The organism is Paenibacillus sp. 01T431 (assembly GCF_056398625.1).
In genome coordinates this window covers 160,479-180,287 of the sequence record NZ_JBFTPT010000006.1, presented here as the reverse complement: position 1 = coordinate 180,287, position 19,809 = coordinate 160,479, and the positions used below count along the sequence as shown (strand labels likewise).

Below are 19,809 nucleotides of genomic sequence, written 5' to 3'. Positions count from 1 at the left end.
GTTGCTTCTTCCATTTCCTATAGGTTAGAATGGTATAGTGATTTGTTTAATGGAATAGATTTACTCTATAACGCGCCGTTGAAAGGAGCAAACCGAGTGTCCACATTTGAAAGAGGGCAGCTGCAGCGCATTCGTCTGCATGTATTGCCTACAAAACGATTCAAAACGTTTGCCATTTCGTTATTTGCGGGACTTTCACTTGAAGAAGCAACAGTAACACCGGTTGCTCTTATTCCGTTTGTACTGAGAAGAGGCACGGCGAAATTACCAGAAACGATTACTTTTCGTGAGAAGCTTGACGATTTATATGGAGCAGGCTTTGGGTTTGATGTATATAAAAGAGGCGACTCTCAGATTGTCCAATTTCGAATGGATGTCATAAATGATGAGTTTGTTTCATCCGATACTCCACTTCTTGCAGAATCGCTGCAATTTCTAGGTGATGTAATAACAGATCCGCTCATAGATCAGAATGGTTTCCATCAGAAGTATGTTGATGCCGAAAAAACGACGCTCAAAAAACGTTTAGAGGCGATCGTCAATGATAAAATTCGATACGCCGCAGAGCGCTGCTTGGAAGAAATGTGCGCGGATGAGCCTTATCGTTTGCATCCACTAGGCAAGCTTGCTGAAATCGAATCCATTACCTCATCTTCACTGTATGATTCCTATTTGCAGTGGCTGGATAATGCAGCGCTTGACTTGTATGTCGTTGGAGATACGACGCTTGAGGAAGTAACGAAGCTTGTGGCGAGCTCCTTTAAGCTGAAGGATGGTTCCCCATCTGCTTATTCCACTCCGAATATCCATCACCCTGTTAAGGAAGTGAAACAGGTGACAGAACGGATGGAGGTCAGTCAAGGCAAGCTGAATTTAGGGCTTCGTACGGGAGTCGGGTATGTTGATGATGCTTATCCAGCTGCATTAATGTACAACGGCATCTTAGGCGGATACCCTCATTCTAAGCTTTTCTTGAATGTGCGCGAGAAAGAGAGCTTGGCTTATTACGCTGCATCTCGTCTTGATGGACATAAAGGGTTATGCACAATTCAATCCGGAATTGAGTTTGCGAATTACGAGCGAGCGGTTGCGATTATTAAAGAGCAGCTTGAAAGCATGCGTCAAGGAAAGCTCTCCGAGCTTGAGATGAACCAAACCAAGGCGATGATATCCAATCATCTCCGTGAGCTTCAAGACTCGGCATATGAGATGATTGCTTATGATTTTAATGGCGTGTTAACGGGTAAAGATCGAAGTGCAGAGCAGCTGCTTGAGCAGGTTCAAGCGGTAACAGCTGAGGATATCGTTAAGGTTGCAGAGCAAGTACAGCTCGATACGATTTACTTTTTGCGCGATCGAAAGGAGGCATAAAAGGTGCAAACCCTAAATTATCCAAATGTTCAGGAAACCTTGTATCGTGAAGTGCTTGATAATGGACTTGAAGTTATCGTGCTTCCGAAGGAAGGCTTTCATAAAACGTACGCGACATTTTCTACAAAATACGGTTCCGTTGACAACCGTTTTTCAGTTGGCAGCCAGCCGCCTGTAAAAGTGCCGGACGGTATTGCACATTTCTTGGAACATAAAATGTTCGAAGAGCCTACTGGCGATATTTTCGCAGTATTTGCCTCTCAAGGTGCATCGGCTAATGCCTTTACGAGCTTTGACCGAACGGTATATTTGTTTTCGGCAACGGAGCAAATTAACGCGAATTTAGAGACGCTTATCAATTTTGTTCAGAACCCTTATTTTACGGATACAAATGTGGAGAAGGAAAAAGGGATCATTGAGCAAGAAATCAATATGTACCGCGACAATCCGGATTGGAGAGTCTATTTTGGATTGATTGATGCGCTTTATCATGAGCATCCTGTTCATATTGATATCGCCGGCACTGTCGAGTCTATCAGGCAAATAGATAAGGAAACGCTATATCGATGCTATGAAACGTTTTATCACCCATCAAATATGTTGTTGTTTGTTGTTGGCGGAGTGAAGGCGGAGGAAGTATTCCAGCTTGTCCGCGACAATCAAAATAGCAAGTCGTTTGAACCTCAAGGACCGATTGAACGTTATTTCGAGAAAGAGCCGGAAACAGTGAAAATTGCGCGTAAGGTAACGGAGCTTCCTGTATCATTGCCTAAATGCATGCTGGGCTTCAAAGAAAAGCAGACAGGTCTTGAAGGGGAAGCGCTTCTTCGTCAAGAAGTAACGACTAAGCTGATGTTGGATGCTTTGATTGGGCCTAGCTCTAAGCTTTATCAGCAGCTGTATGAAAATGATCTGATCTCTGATTCATTTGGAAGCGAGTATAATTCGAGCACGGGTTATGCTTTCTCCGTTATCGGCGGAGATACTCCAAATCCTGATGAGCTTATTAAGCAAATCCGAACAGCGGTTGAAGCCATTTTGGTAAGCGGTATTGAGCCTACTGCGTTTGAAAGATCCAAACGTAAAAAAATCGGTGGATATTTGCGTATGCTTAACTCCCCAGAAGCAATTGCCGGTGAATTTACAAGATATCGATTCCGTGACAGCGACATGTTCGACGTCCTCGATTTCTATGAGAAATGTACACTTGAACAAGTGAATGAACGGCTCCGCGAGCATTTTGATTTCGATCAGCTTGCAGTATCCATTGTGGAACAGCCTTCAAAATGAAGACGCTCCAACAGATGACGGTTCTTATTACGGGGGGAAGCCGCGGCATCGGAGCAGCTATTGCTAAACGATTTGCAGCGGAAGGCGTAAATATCGTTATCCATTACTTGCAATCTCATGAGACAGCAAATGAAACGGCACGGATGTGTATGGCTCTTGGCGCGAATGTGTTAACCATTTCTGCTGATCTGCGCTCTAAGGAGCAGCTGGAGCGGATGCGGGAGAAGCTGGAGAGCCATAATATGCTTCCCGATATATTGGTTAATAATGGCGGAATTTCACATTATGGCATGTTAATGGATGTGACAGAGGAAGAATGGGATGATGTGATGGCGGTCAACCTAAAAGGAATGTTCCTTTGTTCGCAGTTATTTATGCCGAATATGATTGCACAGCGCTTTGGCCGCATCATAAATGTTTCTTCTATTTGGGGAATGTCAGGTGCTTCGTGCGAGGTTCTCTATTCCACGACGAAGGGTGGCATGAACGCCTTTACTAAGGCGCTGGCGAAAGAGCTGGCGCCGACAGGCGTTACTGTTAATGCGGTTGCTCCTGGTGCAGTTGAGACAGAAATGATGGATGGGTTCAATGCGGAGGAAAAGGCAGCTATTCAGCAGGAAATTCCGGTTGGACGTTTTGGCTCAACAGATGAAATTGCCTCACTTGTATATTTTCTTGCACTGCCGGAATCTTCCTATATTACGGGCCAAGTCATTAGTCCGAATGGCGGATGGCATACGTAGTCGGTGGCTGCTGCTTCTTGGGACAAGCTTGTTGCATAATTAGAACAGTGTTTACGCATCATATGACTGTTGATGATTTTTTTCTATACCCTTAGGAGGCGAAGAAACATGTCAACCGTACTTTCTAATTTTGCAACATGGAAGCAATTTTTGGCAGAGCGCGTATCGCAAGCCAAAAAAATCGGCATGACGGAAGAAACGATTTCAAGCTTAGCTTACGAAATCGGTACTTTTCTCGACGAGAAGGTCGATCCGAAAAATGAGGAAGAACGCGTATTGAAGCAGCTATGGGACGCTGGCGATGAAGCAGAACGCAAAACACTTGCATGCTTAATGGTCAAGCTCGTTCAGGAGTCTTAGCAGCAATCGTACGAAATCGTCATCTTCCTTAACAGAAGCAGAAGCAGAAGAGCCTCCTCTAGGAGGCTTTTCTGCAATGTTTCTTTTTGGGTTGCAGGATTGTGACGAAACTTGTAGAATTATGTTTCATGATGTATGTAATCTTTTTTTACATACTTCTACAAGAACAGGTTTAGGACGGTGACCGCATTGGAATCGAAACAATGGTACATGGAATACAAAATACATAAAAACCGCCCGGGATTACTTGGAGATATCGCCTCATTGCTCGGTATGCTTGAGGTTAATATTATGACAATTAACGGTGTGGAAGATAGAACAAGGGGCATGCTGCTTCAAACTGACGATGATGAGAAGATTGAATTGCTTGGCAAAATGCTGCAAAAAGTAGATAATATTACTGTTAACAAACTGAGAACGCCTACAATTGTAGATATTTTGGCAGTGCGCCATGGACGCTACATTGAACGTGACTCTGATGATCGCAAGACGTTTCGTTTTACACGTGATGAGCTGGGCATTTTGGTCGATTTTTTGGGTGAAGTGTTTAAACGAGACGGCAATCAGGTTATAGGTGTAAGAGGGATGCCGCGAGTTGGGAAGACGGAATCCATTATTGCAGGAAGCGTATGCTCGAACAAACGATGGTCCTTTGTGTCCTCCACCTTATTGCGCCAGACGGTTAGAAGCCAGATGTCAGAGGACGAAATGCAGCCGAATACGATTTTTATCATTGATGGTATCGTCAGTACGATTCGTTCAAATGAAAAGCACTACAGCTTGCTTCAGGAAATTATGGCTATGCCATCAACTAAAGTAATTGAGCATCCGGACATATTTATTAAGGAATCCAATTACGATTATAGCCATTTTGATATAATTGTTGAATTACGGAATAACCCAGATGAAGAAATTTCTTATGAGTCTTTTACAACTAACTATACAGACGATTTCTAATCGGAAGGAGGCCGTCTCATGTCTGACTTAGGAGAATTGCTTCGCAAGGCGAGAGAGCAACGTGGATTAACGCTTGACGATATTCAAGAAACGACAAAAATTAGAAAACGGTATTTGGAAGCGATTGAAAGTGGAGACCACACGGTTTTGCCTGGTCCTTTTTATGTACGAGCATTTGTGAAAAATTACTCAGAAGCTGTTGGGCTTGATCCGGACGAAGTGCTTCGTTTGTATCAGCATGAGGTGCCTGCAGCGCCGGTAGAACAAATATCTGAGCCGATTGTATCAAGATCACCAAGGCGTGTGCAGTCCCAGTCTTCAGAAAGACTAGGGAAAATCGGCTTCAATGTGATGATGTGGTCGTTTCTTATTTTAATTGTTGTCGTCATCTGGGTGTATGTTATTAATAATGACACAGGTGGTGCCAAACAAACCGACAACAATACCAATATCACGGAAGTTTCCAAACCTCCAGCTACGAACGAGGGAGGAACCGCGGGTGGAAACGAAAACACGCCAACCGACAATCCAGCTCCGCCAACACCAACACAAGCACCAACGACGGTTACTTTCGGAAGCAAAGTAGGCAAAGCGGATCAATATGATATCGGTCCTGTTGGCGTTGCCCATAAGGTTGAAGTTAAAGTGAGCGGCGGCAGAAGCTGGTTAGAGGTACGTTCAGACAGCAATCAAGGCGAGAAGCTTTATTCTGCGAATGCTGAGGACKGCAGTGTTGAAACATTTGAACTGACGGGTCCGCTTTATATTAATGTTGGTAGAGCAGATTTGACGGAAATTAAGGTTGATGGCGTTATTGTTCCTGACGGGGACAGAGCGGGCTCGAAGAAGCTGCTGCTTAAACCTCTAATTGACGAAAACGCTCCAACAGGTGGAAATACTGATACTGGAACTGAATCTGGCACTAACACAGGTACAGGTACAGGTACAGTTACGGGAACGAATCAAACGAAAACGGAATAATGATTACCGTAACAAAGGAGAGATTGAATTGGCATCAGAAAATGCATTTGATATTGTATCCAAGGTGGATATGCAAGAATTAGCCAATGCGATTAAGCAGGCGGAGCGGGAAATTGAAACACGCTTTGATTTTAAAGGCAGCAAGAGTTCCATTGCACTTGAGAAGGAAGATCTTGTTGTTGCTTCAGAAGATGAGTATAAGCTTAAGAGTGTGCTGGACATTTTATTATCCAAAATGGTAAAACGCGGAGTTCCAATTAAAAATATGGACTACGGAAAAATTGAAGGTGCTTCCGGCAATACGGTTCGTCAGCGCATTAAGCTAAGACAGGGTATTGAGCAGGATGTTTCAAAAAAAATTAATATACTTATTCGCGATTCAAAGCTGAAGGTAAAAAGCTTGATTCAAGGCGACCAACTGCGCGTTTCCGGAAAAAGCTTAGATGATTTGCAAGCTGTTATGAAGCTGCTTAGGGAAGCAGATTTGCCTGTAGAGCTTCAATTTACTAATTATCGTTCCTAACAAGCAAAAACGCCTTCAGCGTCTTCTGGATGCTGAATCAGCTTTGACGAAGAAATATAAGAAGAGTAGGTGCAAACTATATACTTTCTTATATTTAAAAAGGCTTCGTTTCATCGGTTTCCGAGAAACGGGGCTTTTCGTTTTGGTAAAGCCGTAGATGAAAAATGAGGCTTTAGCCGCTTTTGACACGTGTAATGGCATGTATTATACTTGTTTAGACAGCTTTATAGTTGGATCTGGGGGATACATAGATGAGAGAAAAAACACATGCGGTCACTCAAAGCTGCTTAACAAATGAATTGCAGCTGGGACAAAAATCTGATTTTTTTTACAAACAAAGGGTTCGCGTAACGCACACCTATGAGTTAGATCGATCTGAGGAGGGAATTGCGTGAATCTGGCGAACCGCATTACACTAGCCAGAATATTTTTGGTGCCGGTTATTATGTTTTTTCTGCTTATTAAAGTGGATTTGGGGTCGTTCACGATTTCTGACTTCTCCATTACATACAATCAAATTGCAGCGGCACTCATTTTTATTGTGGCAGCAAGCACAGACGGTCTAGATGGTTATATTGCAAGGAAAAACAAAATTGTAACTAACCTCGGCAAGCTGCTTGACCCTTTGGCGGATAAGCTTCTCGTGGCGGCAGTTCTCATTTCACTTGTTGAAATGGATAAACTTAATGCGCTGATTGCCATTGTTATTATCAGTAGAGAGTTTGCTGTTACAGGACTTCGTCAAATCGCACTTTTAGAGGGTTCTGTTATGGCTGCCAGCACTTGGGGGAAATGGAAGACGGCGATTCAAATTACGATGATTATCGCTCTCCTTATTAATAATTTCCCATTCAATTTTATTGATTTTCCATTCGATGTTATCGCAAGCTGGGTAGCAGCTGCTATTACGGTTTACTCAGGCATTGATTATTTCTTGAAAAACAAACATCTGATTCCGGTAGAATAATGGTAAAGCATCTTTCCGTCAAAAAGGGGAGATGCTTTTGCTTATATGCCTGTATTTGCCTGTATTTACTCATACATTTGAATATGAAGGAGAACTTGAATCATGAAAGCAGAAATTATTGCAGTCGGGACAGAGCTGCTGCTCGGGCAAATTGTTAATACTAATGCCCAATACTTATCGCAGAAGCTTGCAGAGTTGGGTGTAGACGTCTATTTTCAGACTGTAGTTGGGGATAATTCTGCTCGCCTGAGGCAAGCCATTGAGATCGGCAGAAGCCGAGCGGATTTGCTTGTTTTTACTGGCGGACTCGGACCAACACAAGATGATCTTACAAAAGATGTATTAGCTGATTATTTGAACCGTGAGCTGAGTATTCATGAGCCGTCTATGTCAGCAATTGAGCAGATGTTCAGCTCGCGCGGCATTCATATGGTGGAGAGCAATCGTCGTCAGGCTTTGATGATCGATGGCGGGGTTCCGTTGGAAAATACAACAGGCTTAGCAGTTGGCAACGGTTTGTCTGTTGATGGAACACTTTATTTGCTGCTGCCGGGACCGCCGCGTGAAATGAAGCCGATGATGGAAGGCGCCGGTGAACGGTGGCTGCGTTCGATGTTGGGAGAGGCCAATCCGCTTTATTCTCGCATTTTAAAGTTTGCGGGGATAGGTGAATCCAACCTCGAAGCTAAGCTTCTGGATCTAATTGATGGGCAGCTTGATCCAACGATCGCACCTTATGCAAAGGAAGGCGAGGTTTCGATACGCGTATCGACCAAAGCGAGCTCTTCCATTGAGGCTGATCTGAAAATCGATAAAAGTGTGCAGCAGATTAAGGATCGGGTAGGCGAGTATTTGTATGCAGAGCAGGATATCCCTCTGGAGGAGGAGGTTATACACCTGCTGAGAGCCTCAAGACGCAAGCTGGCGAGCGCGGAAAGCATTAGTGGGGGTTTGCTTGCCGAGCTAATTACAAACGTTCCTGGAAGCAGTGGAGAGTACGTAGGAGGGGTTGTCACCTACACCAATATAATGAAGCATCATTTGCTCAGCATTCCGATGACTCAACTTGAAGGCGAAGGGGCTCCTGGAGCGATTAGCGATTCGACTGCCGCTTTAATGGCAGAGCGGGTTCGAGAACTCTCCGATGCTGATTTTGGCGTTTCTTTGACAGGAGTTGCTGGTCCAGCACAATCAGAAGGCAAGCCAGTGGGACTTGTCTATGTAGGAATTGCCGAGCGCGGCAAACCGACCGCTGTTCATACGCTGAATTTGAGCGGCGGCAGAGGCATGATCAGAATGCGAGCAGTAAAGTCTGCTTTGTACCGTTTGTGGCTTGCGCTGCAAGCACGGTAATTTTGCTGATTAGGAATGGCAGATGCTTGTTTGGCAAATGGATGATTGCCATAAATAATGTTTGTCAATTGACGGTTTGACCGTTATAATAAAGCTTAGTTATCGGAAGAACCGTAGCGAAGATTACCTTTGCTGCGGTTTTTTTATGTCCATTTAAGGGGGCGAAGCGAAAAGGCGAATGTATGTTCGAAAAAATGCTTGTCAACCTGCCGGAAAAAAGGTATCATAAAATTATAAATAAAGAAGGATGTGAGTTTCTTGTCGGATCGTCGCGCTGCACTAGAAATGGCTTTGCGTCAAATTGAGAAACAATTTGGTAAAGGCTCCATCATGAAATTGGGAGAATCCACACACATGCAAGTTGAGACCGTGCCTAGCGGTTCGCTTGCTCTAGATATTGCTTTGGGAATAGGCGGATTACCGCGTGGACGTGTTATCGAAATATATGGACCAGAATCTTCTGGTAAAACGACAGTCGCGCTTCACGCGATTGCTGAGGTTCAAAAAATTGGCGGACAAGCTGCCTTTATCGATGCCGAGCATGCGCTTGACCCGCTTTATGCAAGCAAGCTTGGTGTAAATATTGATGAGCTATTGCTTTCGCAGCCTGATACAGGCGAACAAGCTTTGGAAATTGCCGAAGCTCTTGTAAGAAGCGGCGCGGTAGATATTATCGTTATTGACTCCGTTGCGGCACTCGTACCGAAAGCTGAAATCGAAGGCGACATGGGGGATTCTCACGTAGGTCTTCAAGCTCGTCTGATGTCTCAGGCTTTGAGAAAGCTATCGGGAGCAATTAGCAAATCGAAAACAATTGCGATCTTTATTAACCAATTGCGTGAGAAAGTCGGCGTTATGTTCGGTAACCCCGAGACAACACCAGGCGGACGCGCATTGAAATTCTACTCGAGCGTACGTCTTGACGTACGTCGTATTGAGACGTTGAAGCAAGGCAATGACATGATAGGTAACCGTACTCGTATTAAGGTTGTTAAGAACAAGGTTGCTCCACCGTTTAAGCAAGCTGAGGTAGACATCATGTACGGCGAAGGTATTTCCAGAGAAGGTACGCTTGTTGATATCGGTGTTGAGATGGATATCGTTCAGAAGAGCGGAGCATGGTTCTCTTACAATGGCGAGCGTCTGGGCCAAGGTCGTGAGAATGCGAAGCAATATTTGAAAGATCATAAGGATGTTGCCGAAGTTATTGAAAAGCAAATTCGCGATGCGAGCAACTTGTCTGCAGCAGCAACTCAGGCTAATTTCAAACCTGATGAAGACGATGAAGAGTTCGAAGATCTAGAATAAGTTGTCCGGCAATTATACGTGTTGATGCTTCGCCGTCCTGTTAGGGACGGCGAAGCTGTGTTTAGAGAGGATGTACCGTATGACCCAAAGCCATTCAAGAACCGAAGAAGAATGGATGATATTATCCGTTAAGCAAGACAAAAAAGAACGGAAGTTATACCATCTCTTTGCCGAGTCAGAGAAAGCTATTCTGTCCGTGCATGAAGATATATTGATTCGTTATCGATTGACCAAGGGACAACTTGTAACCGAAGCTCAGGCCGATGAAATACGAATGGAAGATGAGCGCTATCGGGGATATATAATGGCTATCGCATATTTGGGAGCTAGACCGCGAACGAGAAAGCAGATTGAGCAATATTTGAATCGCAAGTTTTTTGAAGCTGACAATATTCAGTATGCCCTTGACCGTTTAGAAAGAGAGCATATTGTGGATGATGAACAATATGCACGCCAATTTGCGACCAGCCGACTTAAGAATCGCTTAAAAGGTCGACGGTTCATTCAGCAAGAGCTGCAACAGCGAGGCGTGTCGAAAGAAGCCGCAGCAGAAGCAATCGGTTCACTGGACCAGAAAGTGGAATTAGCATCTGCTAGAAAGGCTGCGGAGAAGAAATGGCGATCTTTAAAAGGCGAACCATTTGAGAAAAAACGTAAGCTTATGGGGTATTTAATGCGCAGCGGCTTTCCGGGAGATATCGTGAAAGATGTGATAAAGTCGATCGATCTGGATGGGGAAGAAGACTCATTCGAGGAAGATGATGGGCTTTTGCTTGACAATTGATTTTACGAAAAGATAAAATGAGGTTGTATTCCTTCATTATTGAATCAATTTTCCTTCCAAAAGTTGATTCAATACGATTATTTTCGTCAAATTAGTAAATGTTTAAACGGTTTGAAGCCGGTTGAAAACCTAATATCATCCCAAGCAGTGCCTTGGTGTATGCAACAAGGAGGTGAACAAGATGCCTAATGAGATCATTTGGATCTTGATCTGTCTCTTTGTTGGCGCAATATTCTTTGGGATTGGTTATTTTATTCGAAAGTCGATTGCCGAGGCCAAAATTTCAAGTGCTGAGCAAGCTGCTATTGTAATCGTAGAAAATGCGAAAAAAGAAGCGGAAGCTCAGAAGAAAGAAACTGTGCTAGAGGCAAAAGATGAAGTCCACAAACTTCGTTCCGAAGCCGAGAGAGACATTCGTGAACGTCGCAACGAGGCTCAACGTCAGGAAAGACGTTTGCTCCAAAAAGAGGAGTCGCTGGATAAAAAGTTAGAAGCGCTAGAACGCAAAGAAGAAACTGTAGCCAACAAAGAAAAACGGATCGAAGAAACGCAAGAGCAGATCGACTCCATTTACAAGCAACAGTTAAGTGAATTGGAACGTATATCGAGTCTGACAACGGAAGATGCGAAATCGATCATTTTATCCAATGTTGAACAGGAAGTACGACATGAGACAGCACAGATGATTAAAGAGATCGAGCAGCAAGCGAAAGAAGAGGCCGATAAGAAAGCCCGTGATATTATATCACTAGCTATTCAGCGCTGTGCGGCAGATCATGTGGCTGAGACGACGGTTTCCGTCGTAACCTTGCCTAATGAAGAAATGAAAGGCCGTATTATTGGGCGTGAAGGCCGTAATATCCGTGCTTTGGAAACATTGACTGGTATCGATCTTATTATCGACGATACACCGGAAGCGGTCATTTTATCTGGTTTCGACCCGATAAGACGCGAAATTGCCCGCACTTCTTTGGAAAAGCTTGTGGCTGACGGTCGTATCCATCCTGCCCGCATTGAAGAAATGGTTGAAAAATCTCGTAAAGAAGTGGATGAGCGTATCCGTGAATACGGTGAGCAAGCTACTTTCGAGGTTGGCGTTCATAGCTTGCATCCGGATTTAATCAAGATTTTAGGTCGATTGAAATATCGGACAAGTTATGGTCAAAACGTGCTGAAGCACTCAATGGAGGTCGCTTACTTGACTGGATTGATGGCAGCAGAGCTTGGTCAAGATGTTACGCTCGCAAGGCGTGCAGGCTTGCTGCATGATATCGGTAAAGCACTTGACCACGAAGTTGAAGGGTCACACGTTGAGATCGGCGTTGAGCTCGCTAAGAAATACAAGGAGCATCCTGTCGTTATTAACAGTATTGCCTCCCATCACGGTGATACGGAAGCCACTTCCGTTATCGCGATGCTCGTAGGAGCAGCAGATGCATTGTCCGCTGCACGCCCTGGAGCTCGTCGTGAAACGCTTGAAACGTATATCAAACGTCTGGAGAAGCTTGAAGACATTTCCGAATCGTTTGAAGGCGTTGAAAAATCATACGCGATCCAAGCTGGCCGCGAAGTGCGCGTCATGGTGCAGCCAGAGAAAATCGATGATACAGAAGCATTCCGACTCGCTCGTGATATTACGAAAAAAATCGAGAGCGAACTTGATTATCCGGGACATATTAAAGTTACGGTTATTCGTGAGACACGCGCGGTTGAATATGCAAAGTAAGTAAACAAAAAAATATAAGCTTTTCAGAAAAGTGGCTGCTAGTTAGCCACTTTTCTGTTTGCAGGCGTACAAAAAAGGAAGTGTAATGAATGAACGTATTATTTATCGGCGATATCGTAGGCAATGTAGGAAGAAGCGCGTTAAAGCGAGTACTGCCAGCACTTAAAAGTAAATATAACCCTCATATTATTATTGCGAATGGCGAGAATGCCGCTGCTGGTCGTGGGATTACAGCAACCATTGCTAAGGAATTTTTCGAATGGGGAATCCATGGCATAACGATGGGCAACCATACGTGGGATAATAAAGATATTTTTGAATGGATCGACGACGAGCCGCGCTTGGTTCGCCCAGCAAATTATGCAGAAGGCGCTCCTGGACAAGGCATGGCTTTTATTAAGGCTGGCGGAAAGCAGCTAGCTATTATCAACTTGCAAGGCCGCACCTTTTTACCGCCAATCGATTGTCCATTCCGCAAAGCAGACGAATTGATCGAAGAGGCAAAAGAGCAAACGAACAATATCCTAGTTGATTTTCATGCGGAAGCAACCTCGGAGAAAATCGCAATGGGATGGCATCTCGATGGCAGAGCTTCTATCGTGCTTGGCACGCATACGCATGTACAAACGAATGATGATACGATCCTGCCTGGGGGCACGGCTTTCATAACAGATGTTGGCATGGTTGGCCCTAAAGAAGGGGTGCTTGGCATGGAGCGAAACGCCGTTTTGCATAAATTTATTACGCAGCTGCCGGTTCGTTTTGTAGTGGATGAAGGAAAGTGGCATTTGCATGCAATCTCTGTTCAAATCGATGATGCGACGGGACAGGCACGGAAAATTGAGAAAATTCGTCTTACGGAAGATGAATGGCTTCTGATGTAATACTATGATTCTAGTGAAAGTTCTGACAATTCAGAACAGTTTGTTAATATGCGGAATAAAAGCAGGAATTTTTTAAACTCCCTCGAATACTATTTAAAAGTGGAATCCATCCAACAGTCCAAGGGGAGGTTCTTTTTATGGATGTATTAAAAGTTTCAGCAAAGTCCAATCCAAATTCCGTTGCAGGTGCGCTAGCTGGCGTTCTTCGTGAACGTGGTGGTGCGGAGCTGCAAGCCATTGGTGCTGGTGCGTTAAATCAAGCGATCAAAGCAGTTGCGATTGCTCGTGGTTTTGTCGCTCCAAGCGGGGTGGATTTAATTTGCATACCGGCTTTTACTGACATTGTTATCGATGGGGAGGATCGAACAGCAATCAAATTGATTGTTGAACCTCGGTAGCAAGTCCAAGCGGCGTTAAGGTGTAAGCCAATTGGATTAAAAAACAATCGTTCGCCTGTTTACGTCGTAGACAGGTTTTTTTGCTGCAAATTATAAACGGTGAGGTGCGTCTATGAAAGTGGTAGATTTCCATTGCGATGTGCTATGCAAACTGTTGATTGATGAAAATTTATATTTTCAAGGCAATAAGCCCGGCAAATTAGATGTTACATACGAGCGTTTAAAGGCAGCAGGAACGATCTTGCAAACTTTTGCAATCTATATTCCACAATCAATGAATGGTCGACTAGAGCCGATTTTGGAGAGTATAGATCGTTTCCACCAGATGGTATTAAGCTGCGAGGACATGGTGTGGGTAAGGACAACCCATGACTTGGATTCTTGTATTAAGGATGGAAAAATCGGAGCGTTACTGTCGCTTGAAGGTGTTGATGGTCTTCAAGGACAAATGTCGCTGCTTCGCATCATGCATCAATTAGGCATACGTGCAGCTGGAATGACATGGAATCATGCGAATTGGGCTGCGGACGGAGCGATGGAGCAGCGTGGCGGGGGCTTGACCGCAAAAGGGAAATTGCTAGTAGAAGAATGCAATAATTTGGATATACTAATAGATGTATCACATTTATCTGAACGTGCGTTCTGGGATGTTGCTGAGCTTTCCAAGAGACCGATCCTAGCTTCTCATTCAAATGCAAGAGCAATCTGTGATCATCCGCGAAATTTGAGGGATGCCCAAATTGAAAAAATAATTGAGATGCATGGAGTAGTAGGGGTTACTTTTGTGCCTTGGTTTGTATCCAGCGCGGAAGTCGTTGTCATCGATGATTTATTGCGTCATATTGAGCATATTTGTGAGCTGGGCGGAGCATCGCATATTATGCTCGGCTCTGATTTTGACGGAATTGATAGTTATATGAAACAATTAACGCATCCTGGAGAACTCGTTAATCTTCAAGAGGCACTTCTTAAACGATATTCTGAGCAGCAAACCGAACAGTTTATGTCCGGCAATGCACTTCGTTTTCTTCGGGAAAATCTCCCTTTTAACTAAAATGAATTCGATCTATTTGCGGTATGGGATTGATCGAAACAAACTATGCTTATATTAAGCGTTTACATCTTGATTTTTATAGATATGCGCTTTAAACTTGTTGTGACTGTTATGAATTATACTATATAATTACTTGATGAAATAGAATATTGCACGTTTTAGACAAAGAGGAGTTGGGCATTTTGATTAGTCAATTGTCTTGGAAGATCGGGGGACAACAAGGTGAAGGCGTCGAAAGTACAGACCGGATTTTTTCCACGGCGCTAAACCGTTTAGGCTATTATTTATATGGATATCGTCATTTCTCCTCGCGGATCAAAGGCGGACATACGAATAACAAAATTCGTATAAGCACGAAGCCGATTCGTGCTATTTCGGATGATTTGGATATTTTGGTTGCTTTTGACCAAGAAAGCATTGATTTGAATGCGAAGGAATTGCGTCTAGGCGGCGTTATCGTTGCAGATGCAAAGTTTAACCCAACGATACCTGAAGGCATAGATGCTAGACTGTTTGCTGTTCCGATTACGAAGATGGCTGAGGAGCTAGGCACTTCATTAATGAAAAACATGGTTGCCTCCGGCGCTTCTTGGGCGCTTCTTGGTCTTCCGCTTGAAGTATTCAATAAAGCGGTTGAAGAAGAGTTTGGACGCAAAGGCGCAGCTGTTGTAGAGAAAAATATCGAAGCGGTAAAAAGCGGCGCTGAGTTTGTGCTGGAGCAAGCGGGCGGACCGCTTGACGAATTTATGCTAGATGAGGCGGATGGGCAGCAGAAGCTGTTCATGATCGGCAATGAAGCAATCGGTCTAGGTTCTTTGGCAGCTGGTTGCCGTTTGATGGCGGCTTACCCGATCACACCAGCTTCCGAGATTATGGAATATTTGATTAAAAAGCTTCCGAAATTCGGCGGAACAGTCGTGCAAACGGAGGATGAAATTGCAGCGGTAACGATGGCGATTGGTGCAAACTATGCTGGCGTTCGCACAATGACCGCTTCTGCGGGTCCTGGACTGTCCCTAATGATGGAGGCTATTGGTCTTGCAGGCATGACAGAAACACCGCTAGTCATCGTTAATACGCAGCGTGGCGGTCCTTCAACGGGTCTACCTACGAAGCAAGAGCAATCGGACTTGAACGCAATGGTTTATGGTACACATGGAGAGATTCCAAAAATCGTCATTGCTCCTGCATCGATCGAAGACTGCTTCTACGATACGATTGAATCGTTCAATTTGGCTGAGGAATATCAAGTACCGGTTATTCTGATGACCGATTTGCAGCTGTCGCTCGGCAAACAATCCTGTGATCAGCTTGATTACAGCAAAATTGAAATCAAACGCGGCAAACTAGTCGAGAATGTGCCTGCCCTTGAAGGCCACGACTTGTTTAAACGCTATGAGCTAACAGAAGACGGCATTTCCCCTCGTGTATTGCCTGGCGAGAAGGGCGGTCTGCATCATGTGACCGGCGTAGAGCATGATGAAACTGGACGTCCATCGGAGAATGCAATGAACCGTCAGCACATGATGGATAAGCGATTGAATAAGCTGAATGATATGTACATTCGTGAAGCTATTCGTGTTGACGCGCCTCATGAAACGCCTGATTTGCTTATTATCGGTATGGGTTCTACTGGCGGCACGATTGATGAAGCTAGAAGCTTGCTGACTCTAGATGGCGTGAAAACGAACCATATCACGATTCGTCAAATTCATCCGTTCCCAACTAAACCTCTGCTTCCTTACTTGCAAAATGCGAAAAAAGTAATTGTCATCGAAAATAATGCAACCGGACAGCTGGCAGGACAAATTAAAATGCATGCTGGTTTTGCAGAAAAAATCGATAGCTTGCTTAAATACGACGGTAACCCATTTTTACCTTCCGACGTTCACAAAGCATGTAAGGAGTTGAGTTTAGATGGCAACGTTCAAAGAGTTTAGAAATAATGTAAAACCTAACTGGTGCCCGGGCTGCGGAGACTTTTCTATTCAAGCGGCGATTCAACGTGCAGCAGCTAACGTAGGATTAGAACCTGAGAACCTAGCGGTTATATCAGGTATTGGATGTTCAGGCCGGATCTCTGGCTACATTAACGCATATGGCTTCCATGGCATTCACGGCCGCGTGCTGCCTATCGCACAAGGTGTAAAGCTTGCTAATCGCGAGCTTACCGTAATCGCTTCAGGCGGAGACGGAGACGGCTTCGCTATTGGTATGGGGCACACGGTTCACGCGATCCGTCGCAACCTGAATGTGACTTATATCGTAATGGATAACCAAATCTATGGCTTAACCAAAGGTCAAACTTCACCGCGCAGCGCAGAAGGCTTCAAAACAAAATCGACGCCGGAAGGCTCGATTGAGTCGACGCTGTCGCCGCTTGAGATTGCGTTGTCTGCGGGTGCAACATTTATTGCTCAATCATTCTCGAGTGATTTGAAGCAGCTGACGAAATTAATCGAAGAGGGAATCAACCACGAAGGTTTCTCCTTGATTAACGTATTCAGCCCATGTGTTACCTTCAACAAAATTAATACGTACGACTGGTTCAAGGAAAATATCGTGAACTTGGAGCAATTCCCTGATTACGATCCAACAAACCGCGTGCAGGCGATGAACAAGATTATGGAAACAAACGGCATGCTCACAGGACTTATCTATCAGAATAAAACGCGAAAAGCCTATGAAGATTTGATTACAGGCTTCAAGCCCGAGGCTCTAGCTAAGCAAAATATCAAAATCACCCCAGAAGAATTCGATAAGCTTGTTGCCGAATTTAAATAAGTGGTATGATAAGCATGCGGCCAAAAGGCCGTATGCTTTTTCTTTAAACTCTGTGGAAAACAACAAAATTAAATCAGGAGAGTGACAACATGATACATAGAGGAGTACCAATCGGAGTATCTGCAAGACATATTCATTTATCACAGGAGCATGTTGAAATATTGTTTGGGGCAGGTTATGCGTTAACTGAAATGAAACCATTGTCTCAGCCAGGACAATACGCTGCGAATGAAACGGTAGCGGTTGTTGGTCCAAAAGGAACATTTGGAAAAGTAAGAATTCTCGGACCTGCACGGAAAGAGACGCAGCTCGAGGTATCGCGTACGGACGCATTTGCGTTAGGCGTTAACCCGCCAGTTCGGGAATCCGGTAATACAAAAGGCTCTGCAGGCATTAAGCTTCAAGGGCCTGCTGGAGAGGTTACAATCGAAGAGGGCGTCATTGTAGCGGCTCGTCATATTCATTTCCACACAAGCGATGCTGAGCGGTTTGGTATTGCGGACAAGCAGTCGCTGCGGGTTCGTTTCGCTGGCGAGCGCGGTGTCGTATTCGAAAATGTTGTTGCACGTGTATCTGATCAATTCGCACTTGATATGCATATCGATACAGATGAAGCAAATGCAGCAGGCGTGAAAAACGGAGATATGGCTGAAATCATAGATTAGTCAATAAAAAAAACAGCTTCCCTGTCGTCAGAGACGATGAGGAAGCTGTTTTTTTTGTTTGGAAAAATGGAATTAATGTCCCATCATCATGGATACTTCAGGTTTATTCTCAGCATTGGTGCCATCCTCTTGCTTCGGTCTGCGAAGCAGGAAGGCTGTGAGAGCGCCAACGATTGAAATGGATGCCAAGATGAAGAACGTATCCCCGTAAGAGGAGTACACTACATTTGGTCCTGGGTTAGTTACACTGTAATGCTCTACTCTGCTAGCGAGAATCGTCGACAAGCCGGCGATTGCAAAGGAAGTCATAACCTGCTGCGCAGCTGCGGTCAGCGAGGTTACGCGGCTAACGAGTTCCTTAGGAGCGGATTGCATAATATGTGTGTTAAGCGGCATCATCGACAAGCCCATACCTGCACCGAGAAGAGCAATCGGAATCATAAGAGTGAGAAGAGTCGTGTCCGCTGAAAGCTGGCTAAGGATGAAGCCTGCAATCGTAACAATGGATAAACCGGCAATGACGATTGGGCGAGCTCCGAAACGGTCAAACAGCTTGCCGCCGATCGGCATGAATATACCTGCTGCTAAAGCTTGTGGAAGCAAAATAAGTCCAGTATCAAATGCGGAGTAACCTTTGGCGATTTGCAAGAAAATCGGAATTAAGAATAATGTTCCGAATAATGCGATTTGAACAATCCACTGCAAAATAATGCCGCGTGTGAAATTGCTTGATTTAAAGACGCGAAGCTCAAGCAAAGGTTCCTTGCGCTTCAGTTCTATGATGATGAAGAGGATAAGCGAAATACCGCCTACTATCATACCGATCAAAGCTTCAGGCGAGGTCCAGCCGCTGCCTGCGCCGCCTTCACCGCCGCCAGCAGAGCTTACGCCATAAGCAAGACTGGCAAAAGCAAGTGGGGCAAAAATCATACCTAAAAAGTCTAGGGAAGGAACATGTTTGCGTTCAATTTTTGGCAAGGTGCGAAGCCCTACGATAACGGCAATGACACCAATCGGAAGATTGATAATAAAAATCCAATGCCAAGATACATAATCAACGAGCCAGCCTGCTACTACAGGGCCAAGAGCGGGAGCTAACAGCATTGGAATACCGATCATACCCATAACTGCTCCTTGTTTGCCAGGAGGGCTGAGTCTAAAGGTAAAGGCCATTGCGATTGGAGCAACCATACCGCCGCCAAGACCTTGAATGATACGGAATACGATAAGCTGTTCAGCGGTTGTTGCTAATGCACAAAGACCGGAACCAATCGTAAACATAATGATTGAGAACAAAAAGACTTGTTTGGCGCCAAAACGATCTGACATCCATCCCGCAAGCGGAATAACAGCAGCCTGTGCAAGTGCATAACCCGTAATGGTCCACTGCACAAGTGACATCGAGCTTTTGAAGTCGGCCATTAAGCCTGGCATAGCGACATTCATTGCGGTGCCGTCCAAAATAACCATGAACATACCGACGATAATGGCAATCAGCGGTGCAATAATATTGCGCATGGACATCGGATCACCAGCAGGTGCTGCTTTTTTTGAAGCTGAAGCCATTTTATTTCCTCCTATCCAAATATGAGGGTCTATCCAACTATTGTTGACCTCTGTGTACCAGCAGGCTACAATAAAAGGTGACCGCTTCTATGAGC

Annotated in this window: 19 protein-coding genes; 18 read left to right on the top strand and 1 reads right to left on the bottom strand. The window is 44.6% G+C overall.

What is annotated here, in order from left to right; translation table 11 throughout:
- Positions 1-96: 96 nt before the first annotated feature.
- The 18 genes from yfmF to pduL all read left to right on the top strand — a co-directional run bounded on the left by yfmF (position 97) and on the right by pduL (position 18,148).
- Complete coding sequence (gene yfmF, locus AC1DM9_RS12875; protein ID WP_477580325.1) at positions 97-1,371, top strand: EF-P 5-aminopentanol modification-associated protein YfmF; 1,275 nt, start codon at positions 97-99, stop codon at positions 1,369-1,371.
- Positions 1,372-1,374: 3 nt separating this feature from the next.
- On the top strand, positions 1,375-2,661 hold the full coding sequence (gene yfmH / locus AC1DM9_RS12870; RefSeq protein WP_477580323.1) for an EF-P 5-aminopentanol modification-associated protein YfmH: 1,287 nt from the start codon (positions 1,375-1,377) through the stop codon (positions 2,659-2,661).
- Positions 2,658-3,404 (top strand): elongation factor P 5-aminopentanone reductase, encoded by a 747-nt coding sequence (gene ymfI, locus AC1DM9_RS12865; protein ID WP_076269202.1) that lies wholly within the window; start codon positions 2,658-2,660, stop codon positions 3,402-3,404. Before yfmH ends, ymfI begins: the two co-directional genes overlap by 4 nt.
- A 108-nt stretch (positions 3,405-3,512) precedes the next feature.
- Positions 3,513-3,764: a DUF3243 domain-containing protein gene (locus tag AC1DM9_RS12860; RefSeq protein ID WP_076269203.1), complete on the top strand. Its 252-nt coding sequence runs from the start codon at positions 3,513-3,515 to the stop codon at positions 3,762-3,764.
- 189 nt (positions 3,765-3,953) lie between these two features.
- Positions 3,954-4,721, top strand: a complete 768-nt coding sequence (locus AC1DM9_RS12855; protein WP_076269204.1) for a DUF3388 domain-containing protein — start codon at positions 3,954-3,956, stop codon at positions 4,719-4,721.
- An 18-nt stretch (positions 4,722-4,739) separates the two neighbouring features.
- Positions 4,740-5,702 (top strand): RodZ domain-containing protein, encoded by a 963-nt coding sequence (locus AC1DM9_RS12850; protein WP_477580321.1) that lies wholly within the window; start codon positions 4,740-4,742, stop codon positions 5,700-5,702.
- Positions 5,703-5,730: 28 nt separating this feature from the next.
- Positions 5,731-6,225, top strand: a complete 495-nt coding sequence (locus AC1DM9_RS12845; protein WP_076269206.1) for a YajQ family cyclic di-GMP-binding protein — start codon at positions 5,731-5,733, stop codon at positions 6,223-6,225.
- A 391-nt stretch (positions 6,226-6,616) separates the two neighbouring features.
- The gene (pgsA, locus tag AC1DM9_RS12840) at positions 6,617-7,192 is read left to right on the top strand and encodes a CDP-diacylglycerol--glycerol-3-phosphate 3-phosphatidyltransferase (RefSeq protein ID WP_138751526.1); all 576 of its coding nucleotides are present in this window, start codon (positions 6,617-6,619) and stop codon (positions 7,190-7,192) included.
- Between the two features lie 102 nt (positions 7,193-7,294).
- Positions 7,295-8,545, top strand: coding sequence for a competence/damage-inducible protein A (locus AC1DM9_RS12835; protein WP_441911362.1), 1,251 nt, complete (start codon positions 7,295-7,297; stop codon positions 8,543-8,545).
- A gap of 258 nt (positions 8,546-8,803) precedes the next feature.
- Positions 8,804-9,853: a recombinase RecA gene (recA, locus tag AC1DM9_RS12830; RefSeq protein WP_054028920.1), complete on the top strand. Its 1,050-nt coding sequence runs from the start codon at positions 8,804-8,806 to the stop codon at positions 9,851-9,853.
- A 79-nt stretch (positions 9,854-9,932) separates the two neighbouring features.
- Positions 9,933-10,637 (top strand): regulatory protein RecX, encoded by a 705-nt coding sequence (locus tag AC1DM9_RS12825; RefSeq protein WP_477580319.1) that lies wholly within the window; start codon positions 9,933-9,935, stop codon positions 10,635-10,637.
- Between the two features lie 181 nt (positions 10,638-10,818).
- Positions 10,819-12,363, top strand: a complete 1,545-nt coding sequence (gene rny, locus AC1DM9_RS12820; protein WP_076269209.1) for a ribonuclease Y — start codon at positions 10,819-10,821, stop codon at positions 12,361-12,363.
- An 89-nt stretch (positions 12,364-12,452) separates the two neighbouring features.
- Positions 12,453-13,247, top strand: a complete 795-nt coding sequence (locus AC1DM9_RS12815; protein WP_477580317.1) for a TIGR00282 family metallophosphoesterase — start codon at positions 12,453-12,455, stop codon at positions 13,245-13,247.
- A gap of 137 nt (positions 13,248-13,384) precedes the next feature.
- Positions 13,385-13,645, top strand: coding sequence for a stage V sporulation protein S (locus tag AC1DM9_RS12810; RefSeq protein ID WP_006036664.1), 261 nt, complete (start codon positions 13,385-13,387; stop codon positions 13,643-13,645).
- A gap of 112 nt (positions 13,646-13,757) precedes the next feature.
- Positions 13,758-14,699, top strand: a complete 942-nt coding sequence (locus tag AC1DM9_RS12805; protein WP_339208987.1) for a dipeptidase — start codon at positions 13,758-13,760, stop codon at positions 14,697-14,699.
- Between the two features lie 182 nt (positions 14,700-14,881).
- A complete protein-coding gene (locus AC1DM9_RS12800) occupies positions 14,882-16,639 on the top strand; it encodes a 2-oxoacid:acceptor oxidoreductase subunit alpha (RefSeq protein ID WP_477580314.1) in 1,758 nt (585 codons plus the stop codon).
- Positions 16,617-17,483 carry a 2-oxoacid:ferredoxin oxidoreductase subunit beta gene (locus AC1DM9_RS12795; RefSeq protein ID WP_076269213.1) on the top strand — a complete coding sequence of 289 codons (867 nt, stop codon included), beginning with the start codon at positions 16,617-16,619 and terminating at the stop codon, positions 17,481-17,483. The genes AC1DM9_RS12800 and AC1DM9_RS12795 overlap by 23 nt, the downstream gene beginning before the upstream one ends.
- 89 nt (positions 17,484-17,572) lie before the next feature.
- Positions 17,573-18,148 (top strand): phosphate propanoyltransferase, encoded by a 576-nt coding sequence (gene pduL / locus AC1DM9_RS12790; RefSeq protein WP_372239009.1) that lies wholly within the window; start codon positions 17,573-17,575, stop codon positions 18,146-18,148.
- A 72-nt stretch (positions 18,149-18,220) separates the two neighbouring features.
- Here the strand turns inward: pduL and AC1DM9_RS12785 are convergent, their stop codons facing one another.
- Complete coding sequence (locus AC1DM9_RS12785) at positions 18,221-19,714, bottom strand: DHA2 family efflux MFS transporter permease subunit (protein ID WP_441884748.1); 1,494 nt, start codon at positions 19,712-19,714, stop codon at positions 18,221-18,223.
- Positions 19,715-19,809: the final 95 nt, after the last annotated feature.